This window comes from Desulfonatronum thiosulfatophilum, assembly GCF_900104215.1.
Lineage (GTDB): Bacteria > Desulfobacterota > Desulfovibrionia > Desulfovibrionales > Desulfonatronaceae > Desulfonatronum > Desulfonatronum thiosulfatophilum.
Window position 1 is genome coordinate 108,500 of record NZ_FMXO01000011.1, and the last position, 23,213, is coordinate 131,712.

Sequence of the window (23,213 nt, forward strand, 5' to 3'; positions counted from 1 at the left end):
TAGGACGTTTCTGGTCACATTAAAATCTGGATTTGCGGGACACCGGATTCGCGGCTATCAAGAAGGCGCTCAGTAAGATCGTGGCCAGTGTTGACCATGGATTACTACAAAGTATTCGATTGAACTCACAGGACAAATGAACCGAGGTAAAGGGCCATGCGTGGAAGGAACATAACCCAAGTCGTCAAAGCAGTGGACCTGCTTTGCCAGCCTGAAGGGATCACCATCAACCAGATGGCCAAGGCCCTGGAAGTGGATCGTCGAAATGTCTACCGCGTTTTGGACGTGATTCAGGATTTGGGGTTCCCAATATATGACGAAGTCATTTTTGGCCGCCAAAAAACCTGGAAGATGGAACCTGACTATGCCCTGAAACTACCCAACATTACCCTGCCAGATGTCCGCCTGAACGTCGCTGAGGTCATCGCCCTGCACCTTCTCCGCGCTGAGTCTACCCTTTACGCGGGAACGGACATCGAGGCCCGGATTGATTCAGCCTTTGCAAAACTGTCCCAATTCGTACCCAATGGTTTGTATGGCCAACTCAAGAAACTGAATACGCTCTTTGTTTCCAATAAGAAGTTGACCAAGGACTATTCCGGCAAGGAGGACATTATTGATGCGTTGTCCGGGGCAATGCTCAGAACCAAGACCTGCATTGTAATTTACCATGCCTTTGTGGACGATCTGGACAAAACCTTTCGAATCGATCCGCTCCATTTCTTCGAAAGCAACGGCGGCCTGTACCTGTTCGTGCGGGTTCCCAAATATGGCGATATCCGCATTCTGGCCGTTGAACGTATCAACAGCATTGAAGAACTGGATAAAGTGTTCAATTATCCGGTCGACTTCAGCCCAGAAGAAAAGCTTTCCCAAGCATTCGGGATGGTATATGACGACCCCATTGACCTGGAGGTCGTCTTTTCTGCGTGTCAAGCCAAATACATCAAGGAACGGATTTTCTCGCCGGATCAGGAAATCCAAGAGCACCAGGACGGAAGCGTTACCCTGAAAATGAAAACATCAGGCTGGCATGACGTGAAGCGGTGGATTTTGGGATTTGGTTCAGAGGCGGTGGTGGTACGGCCGGTGGAGATGCGAGACGAGATTGTTGAGGAGTACAAAGTGGCACTGGAGAGAAACGTTTGTGTGTGAAGTATACATGCAATATTTTTGTGAGAGTTGAGGCCATTCATCAAATAAATATTACAATATGCAAAGCGCAACATATCCAGATAATGAAGAAAAACAGAACAAAGGCGTTGCCATCTATAATTGTTTGATATAGTCGCCTTTAGGTGCTCACATGTTAGAAATATCATACTGATTTTCATCAATTTTGATGTACCTAACTACGCCTTCAATTTCAGTTAACTTTGCTTGTTCTGGTGATGCACTTTTCATTAGTTCAGTAACTGGCTGAACAATTTTTTTTCTTATATCATCTATAGTATTAAGGCTGGTCAAAAAAAGACTGTAGGTCCATTCTTTATCCTGCCATAATGCTTTTTCAGGCGTCCAATCAAAAAGAATATTGTTTATTAATACTATGCTATCAGGTGACATCACTGGCTTAATTTTAGGCCCCATGTATAGCTCTTCATCGAAATAGACGGGGTGGTTCCATAAATTAATATGCACAAGAGGTTGTTCATTTTCCACAATCTCAGAGCACATCCCATCCCCTGCAAGACTTATCTGAACACCTAACCATCTGGCAGTAGTAGACCTGCCCTTTTTTATTTGCCCTAAGCCCAAGGAAAATGCATAACCAGTACAAACGAATTCAAGTTCATCGTATAGTTCGCTTAAGTTTTCGTTCCAAGACTCTACTATCTTACATACAGTGCTCAGCTTTGATGACATAGCATTATCAATTTCCAGCTGGATAAGTTTTGATAAGCTGTCTATTTCACGTCCTGCCTGTTCAATCATTTTTACGCTTTGATGGATAGAAATGCCGATGTTTTTCTGAGACATGATTTACACCTTGTTGTTAAAGAATATTTGATCATTTGCAGTAATCAATGCTGGCTCTGCCAAATAAGTCAAACCTCTAAAACCATTCCAAAATAAATGCTTTAATTCCTTGGTAGTGCTATTCAAAGGCATTTTAAAATCTTTGAATCCACGGAATGGTCGGATGCCAAGCTTATCAAGCAGGGCTACTACTTGGTTCATCCAGGGCATGAGCGGCTCGAAATTTCGATCATTTTTTCTGATTTTATCTTGAAGAATAGAAAGAATGTCGAACCAACTTATAGCCAATAACCTGCCTGACCAAACATCTCTGGCTCCGCTGGCTTTTAATGCTTCACTCGTTTCAGGGGCGATAAATAAGTGAATTGCTTTCTTACGTTCTTCCTCTGAAAGATATTCTGTCCACTGTCTATGCAATTGATCTTCGCCGCTCAATGGTGAACGCCATTTCATTTCAATTAACAACAAAAAATTTTCTTCGCTTGGCCACTTCAAATCTACGACAATGTCCGGTTCAATGGTTCTTCCTGTCAGAATATTTTTCCGAGATTTCCAAAATGCAATCTCCGCTTTTTCAGGTAAATTGGTAGGTACGTATGGGATTTTGAATTCAGACAACAAAGTACCCCAAAAAATCGCGGATAATTGACTAGACATTAACTCTAACGGCCCTAAGATCAAGGAGGTGAGTTCATCTTCCTCAGAAACTCTTTCTTTTTTCTCCCTATAACCAAGATATCGTTTGTAGAAACTCGACTTTCCCTGATTAATTGCCTGTAGCATCATCAAGCCTCCTGACTAATTGTTATAGGAATTCATTTTCAATAATTAACCGCTGCACTAAATTATTTACATTGTGTAATTATATTTCACAAAAATATACTTCTTTTCTTGTGTTGATGCATCATGCTGTATGAAAAAAATAGTGATCTGATTAATAACAGTCACACCTCAACCTCCACAACATATTTACCTACAGTATATTTAATATAGCTAACAATTGGCAGTGAATCACACCTACCCCAAACAGTTCTTATACGCTCAAGCTGGCCGTGTGAAATCCGAGGATTTTGAAAAGGCGCTTCAGGGACTCACCCCATGACAGACACCACTTTCGTGTCAAGGCCTGTCAGATCAGAGTCAGGCTTTTTGTACTTCAGTGGTGGGGTGCTGCCTGGAGAGTTCTGTAATGGCGGCGACTTCGGAAATGCCGGCAAAAACTGTCTCACCCGGATTTTCCAGCAGCATTGAGAAAAAAGGAATAGAATAAAAATTCTCGCTTCAGTATTATTGAAGACTTTCATGTATCCTGAGCATTTTCCAATACATTTCCTTATTATAGGAGCATCACGTATTAAAAGAAATACTCTTTTCTCTGATATTTTTCCCCATCTCTTCTATCAGGTAATCACTATTTAATCCGTATTGACTCGAAAAAAAAGGTATCACAAATAAAGTTGTATTTGTATTAATTTTTGACCAGTAGTAGCAAACTTTTCTTTCGCTGTCTTTGCTTTTTAAAATTCCATAGTTAATCATCATGTTATATTTTTCATAACCAGAAAAACATACAAAGAAGTCATTGAAGTATGAAAGTCCTGTCCCGATCACTATTTTTGGTTTATACTCATCTGTCAGTTTGGCGATATTAGGAAATCTATTCATATAACACCAAGTCTTGTAAATATTTTTATTTTCAAATCCAGTTGTTTCATTTAACTTATACTTTATCCATAATTCTTCACTAGTATTATTAAAAGGTATTGGATATAAATTAAGCTTAAATATTTCAGATCCATTTAACCCATCGATTGTTTTTATGTAGTTATTAATATCACCTGTTTCTATCACAGAGTATAATTTTGCAATATTCCTTCCGTAAGAGTATCTGAGAGATTCTTTCCAGGGATAATTATTTTCTGGACGATATGTACCTTCGTTGATTTCTTGTGGGAGTTTTTCAGTGTAATATTCTATTTTTTCAAACTCGGTAGCATCTTTTTTGCTGTACCCCCATTCAATACCACAAAACCAGATTTTTGCTTTTTCTGGATCTCCACCGTCGCAACCGGAAAGAGAGCAAGACCAATCTTTAAATTTTTCCCGTTGTACGAGCATAATTGTTACTCCTTTACTCTGAGCATAACTTATTCATTTTGTTAATTTCAGTTTCTAGTGAAATCTTTAAATCGCTTGGCTCTAACACCTCAGCATCACTGCCCCATGAAATAACCCATCTCGCTATCTCCCACAAGCCCGAGGTTCGCATCTCCAGTATTATCGAACCGTCATCCTCCTCCACAATTATTTGTTCCGCCGCCCACCTACGTTCCTTGACGTACCGTGCTTGGTCTCTAGTAAAACGAATCCTGACCAGCATGGGGTCCTCGGTGGTCACCCCCGAAAGCCAAGGCAAAGTGTTCATCAGTTCAAAGCCCTCCGGGTAATCGAATTTCTGTGCCGTGACTGTCAGTTCAATAATCCGCGCCACGGCCAGGGTTATGATTTTACCATGCTTGGGCACTTGTACGTAAGCATACAGTCCGCCCTGGTGTTCAAAAAAGTGAAGTGGCTCAACCATGAACTTGTTTATCTGGTCTTCCCCATGGGCGTGATATCGTATCACACAGACTTTCTGTTGAAGCATGGCGTCCAACAAATCTTCAATAATTTCCTCTTTATCTGAGTAGTCCTTGCTGAACTTCTCCGAAGAAACAAACAAGGTCTGAATTTTCCTGAGCTTGTTGAGAGTTCCTTCAGGAAAACAGGCTTCGAGTTTAGCCATCAATCGCCCCAGGGACCTTTCCATGGCCCGTGCCCTTGATCAACCTTGACTCGCCGATGACCATGCACAAGGCCAGCATTTCGGATAGATGCAATTCCATGTCCGGAAGTGAAATATTCGGTAGCTTCTTGAGATACCCCTCCTCGAATTTCCAGCGCTTTTGCCGTTCCCCCGCAGGCCTGTCGTCGTAAAGAGGAAAGCCAAGCTCCTCTATGGTTTCGATTTGCCTGTAGACGCTCCGGCGGGAAATGCCCAGTTCCTCCATGAGATCCCCAATGCTCGCCCCTTGTGGGCGAGCAAAGAGGTCCACGGTGCGCAAAATTTGATTGATGCGTCTGCCTCTGCTCATCACATCCCCATAGATTCTGATCCAAAAAATTCATGTGCCCGTTTCCGGCACACATGTCACATATTCTCGGCCTCAATTGAAGGCAAACTATCCGATTGAGCGGCTGGCGCAAACCCCTTGCTCAGGGGAAAACGGATATCAATGGGGTCACACATGAAGAAGCTATATGGGACAATTCGTCCTTCAAGGGTCATTTTTCTCAAATACTACATGCTGGGTATGGCTTGTCTTGCTCTGTATGGCATAGGCATATTTCTCTTATTATTTCTAGAATTTTTGCGCTGCTACGAGCGGTACTCCATAAACGATGAAAACATGGTCATTGAAAAGGGAATATTATCCAAAAAAAGACAAGCCTTCAAAATAGCAGATATAAAATCTGTCCACATTGAACAAAACTGGATCGAAAGGTTACTCCGGGTCGGAGCATTGTGGATTTCTATAGGAAATGCATCTGGACATCAAATCGTCCTAAAAGGCATTCGCAACCCCGTGTTCGTTTATGATCAACTCAGCAAACAGTAAAAATGGAGGATATCATGGCCTATCAAGAATCAACAGGGTTTTGTAAAATTTGCAATAAGCAGTCGATGCTGAGAAGAAAAGGAATAAATCATGTGTTTCATTTCGTCATGTCTATTATTACTCTTGGTCTCTGGGTTCTAGTTTGGATAGCTTCAGCAATTCGAATTGGAGGATGGCGTTGTACGCAGTGTGGCAGCAAGGTTTTTAGAGATTTATTGAAATAAATGGAGGATGAGATGAAATCATTAAAGTTATTAGCATTGACATTTTTAATTACCACAAATGCTTATTCTGGTTATTATGATGGAACATATGAATATGTTCATTATCATGAAATTTGTTCTGGGATAATGGAAGTTTCAACCTTTAACGACACTGCACATGTGACTCTCAACACTGTTTGTGGAGAATTTGCAAGAACATGCGATTTTGAAGAATCTATGAATTTCCATGGAAACACATTGATTCATTCTGGAGATGATTTTCAATTCAATATAGTCTTCCATGGAGATGCTTCGACACTGATATTCAGTCGTGGCAATGAGATGGATTTTGGATATTGCGGCATGAATGCCTATATGCATGGCCTATATCGAAAAAAATAATTTTCCACCGGAAGAGTCTTTGAGCATAACTTTGCGTCTGGGGAACAAACAGGAGGAGATATGGCTGAAGATAATACCCATGGCTCATGTATGCCTTCAGAAACATTAGAAAAACACAAACAAGTGCTGAAATGGGAAGTGCTGGCTCATATCAACCGCGGCCCGATGGCGAGTTATGAGAAGTTACACCGGGCGCGTTTTGGCAATGGTTGGCTGGTAAAATACGAGTTCGTTGGAGGTAGAGCCAAGTCAGGCTGTTTCCTGGTTTACGTGGATGATCCACGGAACGAATGGGTGCGTGGAGAGGAAAAACTCAAATCCAACATCATCAATTATCAACATTTTCCGAGTCAGTTTTTGGTAATTCGTCAATTCGAGGCCCATCCTGGAAGTTTTCTCACAGTGGCTGCCGGAACCAGACAAATGTTCTGGACTCAATTGCTGTTTGTTCCAGCCGTTGATGAGGAACAGCAAGATATTGCACTGGGGATTGAACATGACCAAAATGCTTGATGGACATGAACTTCTCTTTTCCGCCGACGTGCTCTGTTTGTGCACAATCGTGCTTCACTTCCAAGGATCGTCAGAGTTGACCGCCGGTTGCTTTTTGATCGACAGTGCCGCAGGTGTTGTGCGGGTGGATGCCCGGTGGAAAAACTTGGATAACAGTTCTCCTTTGCTGGTGATCAAGCCGGGTTTTCTTTTGCGGATCACAGGGAAGAGAATCGTGTTCTTCCTGGAACATGACCCGCCCTTTCTCGGTTTGATTGAACCCAAGTGCGAAACCCTTCAGCCGAGCTTAAAGGATATACCGTGGCGAGTAAAAATGAACACTGGCCTTGATTAAAAGATTCACTTGAGCGAGTGCTTTACTTGGATTACGACAGATGGAGAGTCCGAAGAGCAACAAGATGTCCACAAACCATACCTTCCTCTGAATTGACCAGTCCACTTAAAGAGCCTGTTCGTTTACAAATGCGGCAAAACCGAATCGAGTGTAACAAAAGCCCCACGTCTCATGGAAAAATATAATAACGCGACTGAAAGCGACGGCTCTTTGTTTTCATTCTGGATCGCCCCTGGTGATGAAGAGGCAAAAGTGCTTCTCCAGGGCTTCGAAGGAATGTTCAATCAGGTTCTGAAGCAATATGATATCTTTTTGGCTGAACGTGTTGAGGACCTGAACGAGCAAACGATTTCAATGGACTTTAGGGTCTTCGGATCGCCTGAAGAGATGGCTGCAATTACTTCAGGAGATAATTTTCCTGATTTTCAGTGTACCGTAAAAAGTGATGCTTGCCATTCAAACAAATGTGAAGTGGATTTGGCTTACAAATCCCTACTTACTGGCACTGAACATCAAACAATTATTATTCAAGAAAAAAATAGTCTTATCTATATATTAGAAGACTTAATATCTTCTATTATTTTTCCAGGTCTCATCGGTTTTGATTATGCTGACTTCTCTAGAATGCTTTCAAATTCATCAAATATAATCGCGCACTGCACATTTGCTGACGACTATAATCAAGATAGAAAACTTTTTGAATCAAATAAAGATGATAAGCACAATATTGTCGTGCTATTTTCTTTTTCAAACAGAAACACCAACATTTCTATTGAAAAGGTATCTCATTGGAGTACATTAAATTGTGATGAGCATTTTTTCGAAATAGTGTTCTACTCGTGTATTTTGAGGAACAGAGGGCATGAGCCAGATAGAAGGTCAATTTTCATAGGTAGAGATATTGGAGGAAACGATGGACATCTGTAAAGAAGCGATAAGACAAATACTGCTTCCTTTGAAGGAAACTGAAGAAGGTCGTGGAAGTAAAGTTGAAGAGGATCATGAAACGGGCATGATTCGAATCGCTCCAGATTATCTTAGGATTTTGCAAGATAATTTTAATCCCGAGGCATACCATGAGGCAGGGGAGGAATATCTTGGACGATATTTGCCTATGCAGAGCCCAGGAACCATTGAACTTTATGGATCGCAGCTCAGTAAATTCTTTTGGTTTATCGTGGGCCAACTGCAAAGCACAGGGCACTCTTTCTGGAAAAGCGACTTGGAGGGTTTGGCTCATCTGACTGTCTATAAAACCTGGTTCCATGAGCATTTCCATCTCTTTAGCGACATACAGTCTCATCTTATACAATCTTCCTCTGGATCCAGGTCACGCATTTTGGAAGAAGCCCTGGCCACGGCATATTCATACAGGCAGATAATGAGAGAAAGAGGCAAATGGCAGACGGTAATCGGACGTATCCATGCCAGCATATTTTCCCCGTTTTTGCGTATTGCTGTTGATTATCGCTCGCCGGGATATCGAGACTGGTCGCGTTACGATGACGATGTCAGCTTTACTAACGGCCTGGTTATTCATTTTGCTCCGGTCCGTGCCTCGTGGCTTGAATCGAATGGGGTGCCTGTCGGCGAAATGCTGGTGGCACAGTTGGAAACGATATTTGCGGTGCGAAAGCGTGAAGTTCTAATTTAATGTCAAGCATATGACCACAAGGATTATTAAAATGAATGTAACTGAAGTGAGAAATGTTTTTGAAGAGGAGTTCAAAAATTTACAGCATAAGTTCGTAATATTTGATCTAACGATTCCAGAAGCTGAGATTTCTCAAGATGAATATATTTGGAAACCTGGAGTTTACATTTATTGGCACACTGAACGTGGTATCATAAAAGTTGGCAGGCACTTTACAAACTCAAGAAAGAGAGCACTTGAGCATATCAAACATAATACAGGCGGAACAATGGCATCTTTAAGAGATGACTCAAAATCTAGACTTTTGTTATTTAATATAAAAAACTTAAATGACATCCATTGGGTAGCAGCTCTTGAAGTATACCTTGAAAAGAAAATTGCACCTGAAATACGATCTGGAAGATTAGGGTGATTACATGCGAAAAATTTGCTAACCACTTCCATGCTTCTGACCCTCACCACTACCCACACTCCCGCCACGGACCTCGGCTTCCTTCTGGCCAAGCACCCCCAGCGGTTCCAATCGTTTCCGCTACCCTTTGGCTAGGCGCATGTCTTTTACCCGGTTGCCCGTGAGGATCGGTGTTTTTCGGCTTTGTTGCTGGACATCGACCCTGTGGGCTTGGTGCGGGGGCGTCCGGAGGCTGGTGATGGCGGATTGTTTGGGCAGTATTCACGGACCGGCCCTATGTGGCGTCTTCCTTGATGAGCGTGGCCTTGGCGCGAGTCTTTGGTTCCGCCCTCAAGGGGACGTGGGGATCGTCCTGATTTGGCCCGGAAGGCTTTACCGCTGGAGGCCGAAATTTCCGTGCTGCCGTGCCGGGACGGAGAGCCGACATGCGGGTGGACTTCAAAAAAAAATCGAGCTGAACATACATACATGCGCTTCATTCTCGGAGCGCTGTCATATGTACTTTCCGAATGAAGATTTAGGTGAGGATGATGAGGAGCAAGGCGCGAAAAGGTTGTACAGAGGTTGTACAAAGCGGCATTTTGGAGATTTGGGCAAAAAAAAGGGGTTACGATTTTACTCGTAAACCCTTGTTTTTTTTTGGTGCGCCCGGCACGATTCGAACGTGCGACCTACGGATTCGTAGTCCGGCACTCTATCCAGCTGAGCTACGGGCGCGAAAGAGGTATTACTATTTAACCGCATGGCATTTTGTCAAGCCTTCTGAAAAGTTTTTTTGTTCAGCCGTTGGAACGAAGTTTATATATTGAACCGCCCGCTTCGTTCAGTGCACGAAGTTCGCCATGGTAAAAATCTTGAGACGGAATGGCTCGATGAACGAATCATATCTTGATCAGGCATTGCTAGACTGCAACTCTCATCAATTCGGACCGTTCCTGGCTGCTGCAAGGTTTGTTGAAGAAATGCCAGAATTACAAGCAGGAACTGGCCCGGATGACTGGGTTTGATCCGTGCATGTTCAACAACCCTGATGGCAGAAACAAAGGTTTCCTGCCAACTCCTGTCAGATCCCTTCAGCGTTCAGCTTTGTCGCATTGCCGATTTTGCCAATCTTTCAGTCGAAATATCACCGGTCATGTGTAGTCAGGGAGTTGTGTTTTTTGGTGTACTCAGCCTGAAGTTTTTTTTCAACGCCTGGTAAAACTTGACGACAAACCTTGCATGATGCTTTAAGAAACCGGAGCAGGAAACACAGAGCCTGATGCAACAGTTTTCACCAGGCAGTGGTTATTATTCCCCGGTTAGTCTTTTGTGAAAACAACATGTTGGGGAGAATGGTTTCCACAATGTTCATTGCGTGAGGCATTCCACGGGCCTGCGCAATGCAGAACAGGAAAGCGAAACCGGATCCGGGTCCTGTTGATATTCACGTCCAACTTGCTCAACTTCCAACCGTGCTCAAGAGAATGCCATGTCGGATTGTGACCAGATTATCCAACAACTCCGGTCGAACGACCCGGAAATGTTGCGTGAGGCGGCTCAGGACGCCGGAGATTATGGCTGTTCCGAGACTGTGCCGCTGCTGATATCCTTGTTGCGGAGCCCGAATCTGGGCGTCCAGGAGGCCTCGGATCTGGCACTGCGACAACTGGGCGGAGCTGAGGCCGTGCGAGGACTTTGTCCTCTGCTGCGGATCGAGGATGCCCAGGTGCGCAACTTGGCCATGGATATCCTTCGCGAAATCAGCGAACAGGACGTCAATACCATCTTTTCCATGCTTGACGATGACGACGTGGACATTCGCATTTTCGCGTCCGACATCCTCGGCTCCACAAAAAACATCCTTGCGGTGCCGCATTTGTGTCAGGCCTTGCTGCACGACATGGATGTCAATGTTCGGTATCAGGCGGCCGTCAGTCTGGGCGCCCTGGGCTATGCCGAAGCCGCTCGCTGTCTGAATCAAGCCATGAACGACGAGGAATGGGTCCAGTTTTCTGTGATCGAGGCCTTGCTGAAAATCCGGGACGACTCCTCCATAGACGCCCTGATCAAAGCCATGCCCAATTCCACGGATCTGGTGGCCTCCATGATCGTGGACGCCCTGGGAGAAATGGGCAACCTGAAATCCGTTCCGCTTCTTCTCAAACGACTGGAGGAATCTCCTCCAGCCCTGCGCAACAAGGTTGTCAAGGCCGTGGTCCAGATCATGGGCGGCCGGACCTTGTCCCTGCTCCCTGCCCTGGAACAGGTCAACTTCCGGATATACCTGCTTTCAGCGCTCAGCGACGAGGACGTGGAAATCCAGGATGCGGCCATCTCGGGTTTGGCATCGCTGCGCGTCGAGGAAGCGGCGCTTCCGATCATTACCCTGGCGGCGAAGCTGGATCCGGATTCGGATGCCGATCTGGATCGTCTTGAAAAAATCGCCTCGGCTTTGGCGGAAATCAAAGCCATGGAGCCGCTGCGCCAGACCATCCTGGGCGACGATCCGGCGTCCCTCTCCCTGGCGGTCAAGACGCTGCGCCGCCTGACCGGACCGGAATCCAGCCAACTGCTGATGGAGGTTTTCTGGAAGCACAACCGGGATGTGCAGCGCGATCTGGTGGATGCCCTGCTGAGCGTGGCCGGAGAGGAAGCCTTTACATTTTTTACATCGTTGCTGGAAAAACACAATGACGGCCATGTGTTGAAGCAGGCCATGCGCTTTTTAAGCGGACCCAACGGCAGGAACCAAGACCCGGCCCAGACCGCGGACAGGATCTTCGCCCTACTGGATCATCCCTATCCCGACGTACGCGAGGTCGCTCTGGAATGCTGCATTGCCCTGGGCCATGAATCGCTGCTCGAGCAATTCCAACAGATGTTTTCCTCGCCGGCCCCGTCCAAGCGCGCCATGGCCATTCTTGGCCTTGGCAGCCTGGGATGCGACAGCCACCTGGACCTGATTCGCACGGCCCTGGAAGATGAATCCACGGCGGTACGCAAGGCCGCCCTGGAGGCAGGCATCAAGTTGTGCGGCCTTACGGAGGATATTTTCGCTCTTGTTTCACAGCGCCTTCATGACGAAGACCGGGAAGTCCGCCTGACCCTGGTCACCCTGCTGGGCGTCTGTGTATGCGACGTAGTCAACGTGGTGCCCGTCCTGAAGTTGGCCCTTCGCGACGGCGACGACTGGGTCAGGGTGCGCGCCGTCGAAGCTCTGGCCGGCCGCCGGGTACTGGACGCTGTCCCCGACCTGATCGCATTGCTGCAGGAACAGAACACGATCCTGTCCATCAAGGTCGTCGAAGCTTTGGGCCAGATCGGGGGCCAAGCCGCCTTTCAAACGCTGCTCGCCCTGCTCGGCTCCGACGATCAAGAACTCGTCGCCGTCGCGGAAGAAGCCGTCATCATGCTGCAGGAACGCGAAGAGGAGCAGTCTCGCCAATGAGCGGAGCAGTGAATACAGCCGTGAAGGATTCCGAGTTTCAACAAATGCGGGACTTCATTTATGCCCAGTGCGGCATATTCATTCCCGACAACAGAAAATACCTGCTCCAGAACCGCCTTTTCAACCGCATCAAGACCCTGAACCTCAAAGATGTCAACGAATACCTCTACTACCTGAAGTACGACAGCGGACGACGTCAGGAACTTCCCCGGCTGTTCGAGGTCATTACAACCAACGAGACAAGCTTCTACCGCAATCCTCCGCAACTCAAGGTCTTTCAGGACATCGTCCTGCCCCGCATCCTGAATGGTCTCAGGCAATCCGGAAGACGTAATCTGAATATCTGGTCCGCGGGCTGCTCCACCGGGGAGGAGCCCTACACCCTGGCGATCATCATTCATGAAGTCCTGAAATCAGAGGCAAGCTCCTGGAACATCCGCATCACCGCCAACGACCTGTCTGAGGCGGTATTGCGCACGGCCCGGCAGGGAGTTTATTCCGATTATTCACTCCGGAGCACCCCCAAGGAAATCATCACCAGGTATTTCGTCGAAGAGGCCGGCCGCTACAAGGTCTGTCAGGATCTGAAAAAACTGATCACCTTCGGACAGCTCAACCTGAATGACCGCGCCCAGGTTAAAATGGTGCCCCGTTCCGACATCATCTTTTGCCGCAATGTGATCATCTATTTTGACGATGCCATGAAAAAAAGAGTTATCGGCGAATTCTACGACAACCTTGTTCCGGGAGGCGCCCTGTTCATCGGCCACTCCGAATCGCTGCACCACATATCCCGGACGCTCAAGCCGACGTATCACACCGGCAGCATCGTTTACTTCAAGGATACTTAAAGCACCCACGGAATTCTCATGCAAAACGAATCGGAAAAACGCGCTCACGAACGTCTGGCCAAACCGTTTGAAGTCAAAATTAAGGCGTTCGCCTTCCCCTTGCATGCCCAGCGATCCTATGAAGTGCACAGCATGGACATCAGCGAGGGCGGCCTGCTCGTCCACTGTTCACGACGCTTTGAGATCGGAGAGAAACTCCAGGTCACCATCTTCATCCCCAGCCTGAACAAATTCCATCCCGGCTTTTTCAAGGTGTTCGAAAGCGATACGGACCAGCACCTGATCGCCGTGGCCGAAGTCGTCCGGGTTGAGAGTGGCGGCTTTGGGAACGACCATGCCCTGGGATTGAAATTTATCGACATTTACGAGGATGACTGGCAAGCCTTGAAAAACCTGATCCTCAAGGAACTGCGCAAGCAGCGGGACGCGACGTGAACCCAATGATCCTGGCGGTGGCCAACCAGAAAGGCGGCGTGGGCAAGACCACCACGGCCTTGAGCCTGGGGGCCTGTCTGGCGGAAATGGGCCGACGGGTTCTGGTCATGGACCTGGATCCCCATGCCTGCGCGAGCATCCATCTTGGGTTCTATCCGGAAGAAGAACGAGTCACTTTGTACGACCTGTTTCTGGAAGAACGCAAAGAGAACCGAGCCGCCATCCTGGACAAACTCCTTTCCCCGGTTTCGTCAGTGGGTTTCGACTGCGCGCCGAGCCACATCCGGCTCTCGGAACTGGAGATGGATCTTCGGGACAGGCCCGGCAAGGGCGTCATTCTCAAGCAGTCCATCGAACTGCTGCGATCCCGGTATGATCATGTGATTCTGGACTGCCCGCCCCATGTCGGCATATTGCTGGTCAACGCGCTTGTGGCGTCCGATCTGGTGATTATTCCCATGCAGACCGATTTTCTTGCCTTGCATGGGGTGCGCCTGATTTTCGCGACCATGAAGACGCTGAACAAGGCCTTGCCCAAACCCATCGAGTTCATGATCCTGCCCACGATGTACGATCGCCGGGCCGGGGCCTGCCAGCGCGTTCTGCGCCTGTTGCGGCAAAAAGCCGTCGGCAAGGTGTTTGAGACTGTCATCCCGATGGATACGAAATTTCGGGAAGCCAGCGGAATGGGCAGGACCATTCTTGAAATCGCCCCCTCCTCGCGGGGAGCGCAAGGCTACAGACAACTGGCCCGGGAGCTGAATAACACATGAAAACGCTTGAACAGTATTTCAATGACCAGCCGTTGCTGTCCGAAGCCAACAGCGACGGTGCGACGGATTCCATGGAGCCGACAGCCGCGGAAGTGGCGTTCTTGAACAAATATCTCGGCATCAACGATCCGGCCCGGGATCATGGTCCTGCAATCAAAGCCGCGCATCCGGAACAGGTCATGGCCGGCCCTGCCGCTGTCGCTCCCTCTCCAAGCCCGGAACCGACAATCCCCGACGCCGTGAAAACGGCCACGGTCGCTCCGCCCATCCAGAATCTGCGGGAACAACCCATCCTGCAGCTGATCGGCTTCCGGCTGGCTGACCAGGACTATGCACTGCCCATCGATGTTGTCCAGGAAGTCATCCGGGCCGTGGAGGCGACCAAACTTCCGTCAGCTCCGCCTTTTCTTTCGGGTGTGGTCAATCTGCGAGGCAGAGTGACGCCTCTTATTTCCCTGCGCACTCTACTCAGATTACCCGAAGGCAAAGACATGTTCGTCATTGTCTGTCGCCACGGCGGCCTGCAGGTCGGACTGCAAATCCAGGCGGTCTCGACAATGCACCGTATCGCCCAGGATCGCATCGACTGGGGCGTCGAATCATTGCTTGGCGTGCAAAACGACATGATCGCCGGCCTGATCCGCGCTGAAAACAAACGCCTGATCAGCATTCTTTCCCTGGATCACCTGGTTCAATCCCTGCTCAAACCATGAGGCTCTTTTGTGAAGCACATTCTCATCGTCGACGACTCCAAGACAGTACGCAATCTGGTTGCCTTCATCATGAAACGGGAAGGTTTTCGAGTGACCATGGCCGAGGACGGCATGGACGGCCTGGAAAAACTCTTTACCGCAACCGATCTCGATTTGATCATCAGCGACATCAACATGCCCCGTATGGACGGATTCACCTTCATCAAGAACGTTCGCGAGCAGGAGAATTTTCGGGACATCCCGATCATCGTCCTCTCCACCGAGGGTCAAGAAGCAGACATCCAGAAAGGGATCGGCCTGGGAGCCAATGTCTACATGGTCAAGCCGGCTCAGCCGGAGAAGCTGGTCCGCAACGTAAAAATGCTGCTCGGTTGATCTTTTTTCCCCATCCGCTCCAAGAGGTGCGCGCATGAGCCAAGAGTTCTCAGATCCTGAAATATTCACCGACTTCATCATCGAGGCCAAGGAGCACCTGGAAACCATCGAGCCGAACCTGCTGCTCCTGGAGAAGCAACCGCGGGACATCGGCCTTCTGGACGCCATTTTCCGACCGATGCATTCCCTCAAAGGCGCTTCCGGCTTCCTTGGGCTGCCCCAGATCAACGACCTGGCTCACAAGGCCGAGAACATCCTGGACGAACTGCGCAAAGGCAAACTTCTGGTCAATCCGGACATCATGGACATTATTCTGGCGACCACCGACGCCCTGAGGACCATGATCGACAACCTGGAGACAACCGGCCTGGAAGGCAGCCTGAATACCCAGAGCATCAAGGATCGGATCAATGAAGTAATGGACGGCGGCTCCCCTTCTCCTGCCGCTGTGCAGATCCCATCAACGCCTCAAGAACCGAAAGCGCCGGTGGTCTCCACCCCACCCCCCGCGCCTTCGGATTCCGACCAGTATGCCCTGAACGCTGTCAGTGCCGAGCATTTGGCGGATTTCCTGGAAGAAGCCCATGAGATTGTTGCCAACCTGAATGGGTCTTTGCTGGAATTGGAGCGTTCTCCGGATGGAAAGGACGAGCTGATCAACGACATCTTCCGCTACATGCACAACCTCAAGGGCAACAGCGGCTTGCTGGGATTTACAGAACTCAATGCCCTGGCCCACGAAGCCGAAAGCCTGCTGGGCATGGTGCGAAAAGGGGAAATGTCCCTGGAACGAGACTTGATCGACCTGTTGCTGACCGCCACGGATCAGGTGGACAGTCTGGTTGCCAGGGTTGATGACCAGACCATGACCGTCTCGCGCATGGACGTCCAGCCGATGATCGCCAGACTGCGACAAGTCCGGCTTGGCGAAGCCGCGGCAAACCAAGACCAACCTGAAACAACGGCCCCGGCTTCGGATACCGCGATGTCCGGCAACCCAGTCCAGCCGGAACCCCGTGTGCCGGACCCAACACCACAGTGCGAAGTAATGGAGAATCTCGACGGGATCGATTCCGAGGATCTGGAAATCTTCACCAGCACGGCTCGTCAGCAGGTGGACAACATGCGTCTGGCCTTGAGCATGCTGGCCAAGGACAGCACCCAGAGAGACACCATTGACGGCCTGTACCGCTCCCTGCTGACCCTGCAGAACTCCTCCAACTACATGGGGTTTGACGAACTCCATGTTTATGCGGAACGCACCGCCAAACTTGTGGATCAGGCCCGGAACACGGACATGGGCTTCGACATGTTTCTGGATCTGCTGAACCAGGAACAGGAAATCATCGCGGACATGGTCGAGGCTGTTTTGCGCCGCAATGCATGTTCTTTGCCGGAGCCGGAGAGAGAACCCGCGACTGCCGATTCCACTCCCGTCATTCCGCAAAAGTCCGCCCAGCTTGAAGCAACGCAAAACATAAGTCCGGCCCCAGATGGTCCATCCATGGCAGAGGTCCCGCAAGAGCCCCTGGCCCCAGCCTCCCCGGCCGGACAACCTGGATCGGACCCCGGCCCCCCCGCAGCCTCTGCCGGCACGGAAGCATCGTCCGGCCCGCCGGACACGTCATCATCCCAACCAGCGGCTGCCGCCAAGACCAAGACCTCCACGACCATCCGCGTGGACCATGAACGGCTGGACCATCTGATGAACCTGATCGGCGAACTGATCATCAACCGCAACCGTTTTTCCATGCTCTCCAAGTCCCTTGAGGAGAATCCGGACCAGGTGGAACAGGTGGCCCAGCAACTGACGGAATCCACCTACGCCATGGCCAGGATCTCGGACGACCTGCAGGACACCATCATGCAGGTCCGGATGGTGGCGGTCAGCGCGGTCTTTTCCAGGTTTCCCCGCCTTGTCCGGGACCTGAGCCGAAAAAGCGGCAAGGATGTGGAGTTGATCACCGAGGGGGAGGAAACGGAGCTGGACAAAAGCATCGTCGAGGTCATCGGCGACCCTCTGGTGCACCTGATCCGCAATTCCATGGACCATGGACTCGAAGGCCGGGAGGAACGCCTTGCCGCGGAAAAACCTCCCACCGGGCGGGTCTGGCTGCGGGCCTACCATAAGGGGAACTCCGTGGCCATCGAGGTCGAGGACGACGGGCGAGGCATTGATCCGGCGAAAATGCGCAAGGTGGCGGTCAAGAAAGGTTTGATGAGCGAGGAGGAGGCGGCCAGGCTGGATGACCGGGAAGCGGTCGAACTGATTTTCGCGCCGGGTTTTTCGTCGGCGGAACAGATCACGGACATCTCCGGACGCGGCGTGGGCATGGATGTTGTCCGGACGAACATCAAGAATCTCAAGGGCACGGTGAACGTGACCTCGGAACTGGGCAAGGGTTCGAAAATGACCCTGGTTCTGCCTTTGACCTTGGCCATTATCGACGCCCTGATGGTCACCGTGGCCGGGGCAATCTACGCCATTCCCCTGGACGCGGTTTCCGAAACCACAAAGATTGACACGTCGATGCTGACGGATGTCAGCGGCCGCAAGGCCATCACCCTGCGGGATGAAGTGCTGGGAATCGTCGAACTGACGGATCTGCTGGGTTTGCCAAAAAACAACAACCACCGTGAAATTCTGCCCGTGGTCGTTATCACGGACAATGACCGCCGCCTTGGACTGGTGGTGGATCGTCTTCTGGAACGTCAGGAAGTGGTCATCAAACCACTGGGTACCTATCTGGGGGACATCGACGGCATTTCCGGCGCCACCATCATGGGAGACGGCAGCGTAGTCCTGATTCTCGACCCTCATGAAATCTACGCCATGGCCACGTCCCGCCAGGGCAGAGTCTCGGGATCGTAAGAGGGATGGGGAGAAGCTGAAGCAACCTTTGCGTGACGAGGATGGAAGAAATAAACCTTGAGTGTGAACCGCCCGCTTCGCTCAAGGCACAGAGGACGCAAAGAAGAAATCATTTTTGGCTTCTGCTGGAAAGATGCAGCCGCCAAAAGGCTTCACGCCTGACGGCATTTTATCCCGGCGGGCAGCAAGAATCTTTTGGAAAGCAGATCTTTCCCTGCTTTCCAAAATCTTTCGGTATAATTAATCATACCAGCAATTTTCTGGCAAACTGGATGAGCAGTCATCACATGCCGAGCATTCGCTCGTAGGCCATTGCCAGGAAGGTCAGTCCGGCCGCGATGAACAGGAGATGCACGAACATCATCCCTTTCAGACGGAGCGGAGTCTGGCTTTTGATCAGAGGGATCAGACTGATCCAGGCCAACAAACACAGGCCCAGGAACATCAGCATGGGCGCGAAGGCCGGTGACGCGGACAGGGCCTGAACCGCCAAGTCAGACCATGTGCCGACATCTCGAAGGGCCATGTCCGCCCACGGCAGAGTCGCCGCGAAATAAAGAGCCACGCCCCAGAAGACCTGGACAATGCCGGAACTGAGCGCCCTGCCCGCACAGGAGCGGACGGCCCATGCATAATAATCACGGCCGTAGTCTTCCCTGTTCCGGCGGATCACCAGGTACACCATCCCCATTCCTCCGGCCAGGGCCAGCCCCAGAAACAGCCCTTGGGCAAAGATCAGCCAGGGCAAAGGCTCCAGCAGGAGCGCCGGCAGGGCGTGAAGATCCATTTGCTGCATCGGAACATCAGCCCGGGTTTCCAGCCACCCCAAAACGAAAAGCATCAGGGTCGCGAGCCAGACCAGCATGGAAAGCGATCCCAGAACGTAGTGCACCGACGAACTCTTCTTTTTCTGTTTCCATACCCGGGTGAAAATGATGGATGTCAAAGTGGCCACAAAGGCCAGATGCCCGGGAATGTCGAAGAAAAGATGATAGAATCGCCGCCAGATCGATGAAACCTCCCAATCGGCAAAGGTCCACAGTCCCCAGCGAATGGAAATCAGTATCAGGCACAACCCCAGCACGATCACGCCGAATTCGGCCATCTGCTTGGCCAGCTTGTCCGCGAAGACCTTGGTTTTCTTCCGCCCGCTAAATGCCGTCAGCACGGCCACGCTACCCGCTCCCATGGCGGAAAGCGCGAACAGCAGGAACACCGCCAGCCCCAGTGCCGACAAAACAGCATCCGGGGCAAACAACACCTCGAATTCTCCTCTGATCATGATCACTCGCTCCCAGTCACCCGAGCAGCTAATTAGGTATTTCGCATCTGCTCGGGTATCTCATTAGTACAGACTCATACTTGTCAGAACCTCAATCGTAATCGTAATCGGTATCGAAATCGTAATCGGTATTACAATAGATTCAAGGTCTGGTCGGTTTTCGATTGCGATTGCGATTGCGATTTCGACTTAGGAATGCACTGGATAATCGTCTCAAATTGAACGCAAATCAGAATCATTACCTTGTCAACGATCAATGACATCCGGATAGTGTAGGATTTATCCTTGAATTTCTCGTAATAGAAAACTTGTAAAGCATGTCAGCGAGCAGTCCGCTGAGAGCTGGACTCCGGTCACCACCGCGAAGGTGGACAACAGCGGCCAAAGCGTGTTGGACATGTTCTGGCCGCGAAGAAAAGGTAGAACGTGTACAGAGGAAAAAAACCTCGTCCGGGGCTCGTATTTGCCGCCCTTGCGCGAAGCTGTTCTTTATGGTCAAATTTTCAGCTTGTCCACCTGGAACCCCATGCCACGGACAATTTCGTTCTTGATTTAACCTCTTGATTACAGGATGATTCAAATCCTCCTGAAGCGAAGCTGCACATAATCGAAATCGAAATCAAAAATTATAAGCCGCAACCAGTCTGCTCCACGGCCCCAACTACCTCCAAACGCCCATGAAGGCCAGACACGCCACCATCCACGATTTGTCCTTCATCCTTTTCCCCGGAATACCATCCACGAGAACAGTTGGCGCTTCTGGATCGGAAACTGCCGAAAACCGTGGCGCGGGGCGGCGCAAATGCTCACGGACATGAGTTCGTCCTCCGGAAGATCCTCCAGGTCCTGATCGCTCCGGAAGTCAAGATCAGCGTAACCCCATCTGGGCGTGGATTAGGTGCACCGTCTGCTGCCCATCCTTCCCGTAAAGCAGCGAATCTGCACCGCACTGAACCGTGCCGTCCGCAAGACCTTGGATTGGGACCACACCGCGGGCATTATTTTCCGGACCCTGCTCGGATCGAAGGACGACGAAACAGGCGACTCAAAATCATCAATGCATGATCTGCAAACATCGGATACACGCCACGGATGAAAACCATTTCACTTAATTCCGGGATGACTCGCCGTCCCATACGCATCGGTCTGAACCTGCTCTATCTTCTGCCCGGAATCGTCGGCGGCACGGAAACCTACGCCTCCGGCTTACTGCGAGGGCTGGCCGAGGTGGACGATCAGCTGGAATACGTTGTCTTTATGAACCAGGAGAGCGCCCGGTGGCCCCTGCCTGAAATCCCGGTCATACGGCGGGTGATCTGCCCGGTTCGGGCCACGAACCGCCTGCAACGGCTGGCTTTTGAGCAGACCAGGCTGCCGGCCATGGCCCGCGAACACGACCTGGACCTGATGCACTCCCTTGGGAATGTGAGTCCGATCTTCAACTCCTGCCCCAGCGTGGTCACCATCCACGACATCAATATCAAGGGCCACGGCCGGAGCATGCCGCTCTTGAAACGCGTGATCCTGGCGTTCCTGGTCCGCCGCGGCGCCTACGCCACCCGAGCGGTGATCACGAATTCCGAGTTTTCCCGCGGGGAAATCCACCGCCACCTAGGCCTGCCATTGGATCGGATTCATGTTGTACCCCTTGCATCTGACCTGCGTGACGATATTTTGTCCGAACAATCCGGATTTGCGTCCGACACCGATACGCCCGATCAGCCCGGGGAAATCGACGGACCATATATTTTGGCCTTTGCCAGCCAATCGTCCCACAAAAATATTCCGCGCCTGATCGAGGCCTTTGCACGCATTGCTCCGTCCTTTCCGCACAACCTCGTCCTGGCCGGACATCTGCCGCGGGACGGGGCCACGGACGCGGCGATTGCACGGTGGAACATGACGGATCGGGTACGGATCACCGGCTTCCTGCCTCGCGCCAACGTAATGCGCCTCATGGAAAAGGCGGAACTGTTCGTCTTCCCGTCGCTGTATGAAGGATTCGGGCTGCCGCTCCTGGAAGCCCAGACTATGGGCACGCCCGTTGCCTGCGCCCAACGCGGCGCGTTACCGGAAGTGGCCGGGGAAAGCGCCGTGTACTTCGATCCGGAACAGGTTCTGGACATGGCCGCGACCTTGGCCCATCTCCTCTCGGACGAAGAGCTCCGAACACAGCTGGTCGCCAAAGGCTACAAAAACCAGCAACGCTTTTCCTGGACCGCGGCTGCCCGAAAGACACTGGACATTTATGCCATGGCAGCCTGGCGTGGAAGGAACCGGTTTGTCGGAAAAAAGCAAAGCCCCGCGCACAAGCCGGTGGAGGATGAATGAACGGGCCGTTCACGAATTTGCTTCCCTCCGAAAACTAATCCGGCCAAGGGAGGCAGTTCGCGTACTTCAAAAGCAACTGGATCCTGAATGCAAAATTGTCCGCGCCTGCCGGGAAAACGGCATCCACATGTCCATGCCCCGCCTGCTGTGCAAGTATCCGCGCAAGCTGCTGGAATATTCCGCAGACCTGCAACCGATTGAATCCCACGCCCCAGCAGCGCCTTTTGTTTCGGTGTCTGGAGGATACTTGGAGCCGGATGCGGACGGCATCCGGCTCCCGGCATTTCAGACCAGTTTCCTGGCGACATCCAGGGCCAGATCGTAATTCGGCTCCTGTCCGACTTCCTTAACCAGTTCGATATAGCGAATGATCTTCTGACGATCGACGATGAACACGGAACGGGCCAAGAGACGCAGTTCCTTGATCAACACTCCGTATTCCGTACCAAAGGAAGCCTGCTGGTGATCCGACAAGGTGAGAAGATTGGACACGCCGGCCGCGGCGCACCAGCGCTTCTGGGCAAAAGGCAGATCCATGCTGACGACCAAAATCCGGATGTTCTCGCCCAAGGCGGCGGCTTCCTGGTTGAATCGCCGGGCCTCCAGATCGCAGATGGGAGTATCAAGGGAGGGAACCGAAGTGATGATGGAAATTTTATCTTCCAGGGAAGCAAAGCTGAAAGGCTTGAAGTCATTGTCCGTGACATGAAAATCCGGTGCGCTATCGCCTTCCTTGAGGCTGTTTCCCAAGAGGGTTACGGGCTGTCCCTTCAGAGTGACCATTCCAAAGCGTTCTTTCATTGCCGTGCTCCTTGTTGAAGTATGGTTCGAGGAGAAACATGCCCGCCGCAAGAACCCTCGCGACGGGATGCTTCGATTATTGCCGGGATCCTGCGGCAGGCCCGGCGGCATTCGCTGGATTTCACACTCTCAGCCAAGATCCGAAGGATGAAAATGATCAGCATGGAAGGATCGAGCGCCTCCGACCACTAGC

Annotated in this window: 24 protein-coding genes, 1 tRNA gene and 1 pseudogene; 17 read left to right on the plus strand and 9 right to left on the minus strand. The window is 50.5% G+C overall.

Going from position 1 to position 23,213, the window contains the following annotated elements; all coding sequences use genetic code 11:
- Positions 1-156: 156 nt before the first annotated feature.
- Positions 157-1,155, plus strand: coding sequence for a helix-turn-helix transcriptional regulator (locus tag BLP93_RS10545; RefSeq protein ID WP_092121136.1), 999 nt, complete (start codon positions 157-159; stop codon positions 1,153-1,155).
- A gap of 147 nt (positions 1,156-1,302) precedes the next feature.
- On the opposite strand, the gene BLP93_RS10550 is transcribed toward BLP93_RS10545, so the two are convergent.
- The 5 genes from BLP93_RS10550 to BLP93_RS10570 form a co-directional block, all read right to left on the minus strand.
- A complete protein-coding gene (locus tag BLP93_RS10550) occupies positions 1,303-1,980 on the minus strand; it encodes a hypothetical protein (protein WP_092121139.1) in 678 nt (225 codons plus the stop codon).
- A 3-nt stretch (positions 1,981-1,983) separates the two neighbouring features.
- Entirely contained in the window at positions 1,984-2,766 is a 783-nt protein-coding gene (locus BLP93_RS10555) for a hypothetical protein (RefSeq protein WP_092121142.1), read from the minus strand.
- Between the two features lie 561 nt (positions 2,767-3,327).
- On the minus strand, positions 3,328-4,098 hold the full coding sequence (locus BLP93_RS10560) for a hypothetical protein (protein ID WP_092121145.1): 771 nt from the start codon (positions 4,096-4,098) through the stop codon (positions 3,328-3,330).
- 13 nt (positions 4,099-4,111) lie between these two features.
- On the minus strand, positions 4,112-4,765 hold the full coding sequence (locus BLP93_RS10565) for a WYL domain-containing protein (protein WP_161946287.1): 654 nt from the start codon (positions 4,763-4,765) through the stop codon (positions 4,112-4,114).
- Positions 4,758-5,114 (minus strand): HTH domain-containing protein, encoded by a 357-nt coding sequence (locus BLP93_RS10570; protein ID WP_092121150.1) that lies wholly within the window; start codon positions 5,112-5,114, stop codon positions 4,758-4,760. Before BLP93_RS10570 ends, BLP93_RS10565 begins: the two co-directional genes overlap by 8 nt.
- Positions 5,115-5,333: 219 nt before the next feature.
- Between BLP93_RS10570 and BLP93_RS17030 the strand changes: the two genes are divergently transcribed.
- The 8 genes and pseudogenes from BLP93_RS17030 to BLP93_RS17700 all read left to right on the plus strand — a co-directional run bounded on the left by BLP93_RS17030 (position 5,334) and on the right by BLP93_RS17700 (position 9,513).
- Complete coding sequence (locus tag BLP93_RS17030; RefSeq protein ID WP_279615058.1) at positions 5,334-5,639, plus strand: PH domain-containing protein; 306 nt, start codon at positions 5,334-5,336, stop codon at positions 5,637-5,639.
- A gap of 236 nt (positions 5,640-5,875) precedes the next feature.
- A complete protein-coding gene (locus BLP93_RS16675; protein ID WP_139162978.1) occupies positions 5,876-6,244 on the plus strand; it encodes a hypothetical protein in 369 nt (122 codons plus the stop codon).
- Positions 6,245-6,304: 60 nt separating this feature from the next.
- On the plus strand, positions 6,305-6,757 hold the full coding sequence (locus tag BLP93_RS10580; protein ID WP_092121154.1) for a hypothetical protein: 453 nt from the start codon (positions 6,305-6,307) through the stop codon (positions 6,755-6,757).
- Positions 6,741-7,091, plus strand: coding sequence for a hypothetical protein (locus BLP93_RS10585; protein ID WP_092121157.1), 351 nt, complete (start codon positions 6,741-6,743; stop codon positions 7,089-7,091). The genes BLP93_RS10580 and BLP93_RS10585 overlap by 17 nt, the downstream gene beginning before the upstream one ends.
- A gap of 171 nt (positions 7,092-7,262) precedes the next feature.
- A complete protein-coding gene (locus BLP93_RS10590) occupies positions 7,263-8,018 on the plus strand; it encodes a hypothetical protein (RefSeq protein WP_092121159.1) in 756 nt (251 codons plus the stop codon).
- On the plus strand, positions 8,005-8,745 hold the full coding sequence (locus BLP93_RS10595; RefSeq protein ID WP_092121162.1) for a helix-turn-helix domain-containing protein: 741 nt from the start codon (positions 8,005-8,007) through the stop codon (positions 8,743-8,745). Before BLP93_RS10590 ends, BLP93_RS10595 begins: the two co-directional genes overlap by 14 nt.
- Positions 8,746-8,776: 31 nt before the next feature.
- Positions 8,777-9,157, plus strand: coding sequence for a hypothetical protein (locus BLP93_RS10600; protein ID WP_092121165.1), 381 nt, complete (start codon positions 8,777-8,779; stop codon positions 9,155-9,157).
- Between the two features lie 30 nt (positions 9,158-9,187).
- Positions 9,188-9,513 (plus strand): annotated as a pseudogene (locus BLP93_RS17700) (hypothetical protein).
- Here the strand turns inward: BLP93_RS17700 and BLP93_RS17405 are convergent.
- Both BLP93_RS17405 and BLP93_RS10610 read right to left on the minus strand, forming a co-directional pair.
- On the minus strand, positions 9,432-9,623 hold the full coding sequence (locus BLP93_RS17405) for a hypothetical protein (RefSeq protein ID WP_244148720.1): 192 nt from the start codon (positions 9,621-9,623) through the stop codon (positions 9,432-9,434). The pseudogene BLP93_RS17700 and the gene BLP93_RS17405 sit on opposite strands and share 82 nt — an antisense overlap.
- Before the next feature lie 174 nt (positions 9,624-9,797).
- Positions 9,798-9,874: transfer RNA gene (locus tag BLP93_RS10610), tRNA-Arg, on the minus strand.
- 754 nt (positions 9,875-10,628) lie between these two features.
- Between BLP93_RS10610 and BLP93_RS10615 the strand changes: the two genes are divergently transcribed.
- The 7 genes from BLP93_RS10615 to BLP93_RS10645 are packed head-to-tail and all read left to right on the plus strand — an operon-like array spanning position 10,629 to position 18,606.
- Positions 10,629-12,587, plus strand: a complete 1,959-nt coding sequence (locus tag BLP93_RS10615) for a HEAT repeat domain-containing protein (RefSeq protein ID WP_092121167.1) — start codon at positions 10,629-10,631, stop codon at positions 12,585-12,587.
- Positions 12,584-13,438, plus strand: coding sequence for a CheR family methyltransferase (locus tag BLP93_RS10620; protein WP_092121170.1), 855 nt, complete (start codon positions 12,584-12,586; stop codon positions 13,436-13,438). The genes BLP93_RS10615 and BLP93_RS10620 overlap by 4 nt, the downstream gene beginning before the upstream one ends.
- A gap of 18 nt (positions 13,439-13,456) precedes the next feature.
- Positions 13,457-13,873 (plus strand): PilZ domain-containing protein, encoded by a 417-nt coding sequence (locus BLP93_RS10625; protein ID WP_092121173.1) that lies wholly within the window; start codon positions 13,457-13,459, stop codon positions 13,871-13,873.
- A 5-nt stretch (positions 13,874-13,878) separates the two neighbouring features.
- Complete coding sequence (locus tag BLP93_RS10630) at positions 13,879-14,646, plus strand: ParA family protein (protein WP_092121176.1); 768 nt, start codon at positions 13,879-13,881, stop codon at positions 14,644-14,646.
- The gene (locus BLP93_RS10635) at positions 14,643-15,359 is read left to right on the plus strand and encodes a chemotaxis protein CheW (protein WP_092121179.1); all 717 of its coding nucleotides are present in this window, start codon (positions 14,643-14,645) and stop codon (positions 15,357-15,359) included. The genes BLP93_RS10630 and BLP93_RS10635 overlap by 4 nt, the downstream gene beginning before the upstream one ends.
- Positions 15,360-15,368: 9 nt before the next feature.
- A complete protein-coding gene (locus BLP93_RS10640) occupies positions 15,369-15,734 on the plus strand; it encodes a response regulator (RefSeq protein WP_092121182.1) in 366 nt (121 codons plus the stop codon).
- A gap of 34 nt (positions 15,735-15,768) precedes the next feature.
- Complete coding sequence (locus tag BLP93_RS10645; protein WP_092121185.1) at positions 15,769-18,606, plus strand: chemotaxis protein CheA; 2,838 nt, start codon at positions 15,769-15,771, stop codon at positions 18,604-18,606.
- A gap of 283 nt (positions 18,607-18,889) precedes the next feature.
- On the opposite strand, the gene BLP93_RS10650 is transcribed toward BLP93_RS10645, so the two are convergent.
- Positions 18,890-19,888, minus strand: a complete 999-nt coding sequence (locus tag BLP93_RS10650; RefSeq protein WP_092121188.1) for a hypothetical protein — start codon at positions 19,886-19,888, stop codon at positions 18,890-18,892.
- Positions 19,889-20,980: 1,092 nt separating this feature from the next.
- On the opposite strand from BLP93_RS10650, the gene BLP93_RS10660 reads away from it, so the two are divergent.
- A complete protein-coding gene (locus tag BLP93_RS10660; protein WP_092121194.1) occupies positions 20,981-22,219 on the plus strand; it encodes a glycosyltransferase family 4 protein in 1,239 nt (412 codons plus the stop codon).
- 285 nt (positions 22,220-22,504) lie between these two features.
- On the opposite strand, the gene tpx is transcribed toward BLP93_RS10660, so the two are convergent.
- On the minus strand, positions 22,505-23,020 hold the full coding sequence (gene tpx, locus BLP93_RS10670; RefSeq protein ID WP_092121200.1) for a thiol peroxidase: 516 nt from the start codon (positions 23,018-23,020) through the stop codon (positions 22,505-22,507).
- Between the last annotated feature and the right edge of the window lie 193 nt (positions 23,021-23,213).

Coding starts and splice junctions, on each gene's coding strand:
- BLP93_RS10545 (WP_092121136.1), top strand. CDS start 157: ATGCGTGGAAGGAACATAACCCAAGTCGTCAAAGCAGTGGACCTGCTT.
- BLP93_RS10550 (WP_092121139.1), bottom strand. CDS start 1,980: ATGTCTCAGAAAAACATCGGCATTTCTATCCATCAAAGCGTAAAAATG.
- BLP93_RS10555 (WP_092121142.1), bottom strand. CDS start 2,766: ATGATGCTACAGGCAATTAATCAGGGAAAGTCGAGTTTCTACAAACGA.
- BLP93_RS10560 (WP_092121145.1), bottom strand. CDS start 4,098: ATGCTCGTACAACGGGAAAAATTTAAAGATTGGTCTTGCTCTCTTTCC.
- BLP93_RS10565 (WP_161946287.1), bottom strand. CDS start 4,765: ATGGCTAAACTCGAAGCCTGTTTTCCTGAAGGAACTCTCAACAAGCTC.
- BLP93_RS10570 (WP_092121150.1), bottom strand. CDS start 5,114: ATGAGCAGAGGCAGACGCATCAATCAAATTTTGCGCACCGTGGACCTC.
- BLP93_RS17030 (WP_279615058.1), top strand. CDS start 5,334: ATGGCTTGTCTTGCTCTGTATGGCATAGGCATATTTCTCTTATTATTT.
- BLP93_RS16675 (WP_139162978.1), top strand. CDS start 5,876: ATGAAATCATTAAAGTTATTAGCATTGACATTTTTAATTACCACAAAT.
- BLP93_RS10580 (WP_092121154.1), top strand. CDS start 6,305: ATGGCTGAAGATAATACCCATGGCTCATGTATGCCTTCAGAAACATTA.
- BLP93_RS10585 (WP_092121157.1), top strand. CDS start 6,741: ATGACCAAAATGCTTGATGGACATGAACTTCTCTTTTCCGCCGACGTG.
- BLP93_RS10590 (WP_092121159.1), top strand. CDS start 7,263: ATGGAAAAATATAATAACGCGACTGAAAGCGACGGCTCTTTGTTTTCA.
- BLP93_RS10595 (WP_092121162.1), top strand. CDS start 8,005: ATGGACATCTGTAAAGAAGCGATAAGACAAATACTGCTTCCTTTGAAG.
- BLP93_RS10600 (WP_092121165.1), top strand. CDS start 8,777: ATGAATGTAACTGAAGTGAGAAATGTTTTTGAAGAGGAGTTCAAAAAT.
- BLP93_RS17405 (WP_244148720.1), bottom strand. CDS start 9,623: ATGTATGTTCAGCTCGATTTTTTTTTGAAGTCCACCCGCATGTCGGCT.
- BLP93_RS10615 (WP_092121167.1), top strand. CDS start 10,629: ATGTCGGATTGTGACCAGATTATCCAACAACTCCGGTCGAACGACCCG.
- BLP93_RS10620 (WP_092121170.1), top strand. CDS start 12,584: ATGAGCGGAGCAGTGAATACAGCCGTGAAGGATTCCGAGTTTCAACAA.
- BLP93_RS10625 (WP_092121173.1), top strand. CDS start 13,457: ATGCAAAACGAATCGGAAAAACGCGCTCACGAACGTCTGGCCAAACCG.
- BLP93_RS10630 (WP_092121176.1), top strand. CDS start 13,879: ATGATCCTGGCGGTGGCCAACCAGAAAGGCGGCGTGGGCAAGACCACC.
- BLP93_RS10635 (WP_092121179.1), top strand. CDS start 14,643: ATGAAAACGCTTGAACAGTATTTCAATGACCAGCCGTTGCTGTCCGAA.
- BLP93_RS10645 (WP_092121185.1), top strand. CDS start 15,769: ATGAGCCAAGAGTTCTCAGATCCTGAAATATTCACCGACTTCATCATC.
- BLP93_RS10650 (WP_092121188.1), bottom strand. CDS start 19,888: ATGATCAGAGGAGAATTCGAGGTGTTGTTTGCCCCGGATGCTGTTTTG.
- BLP93_RS10660 (WP_092121194.1), top strand. CDS start 20,981: ATGAAAACCATTTCACTTAATTCCGGGATGACTCGCCGTCCCATACGC.
- tpx (WP_092121200.1), bottom strand. CDS start 23,020: ATGAAAGAACGCTTTGGAATGGTCACTCTGAAGGGACAGCCCGTAACC.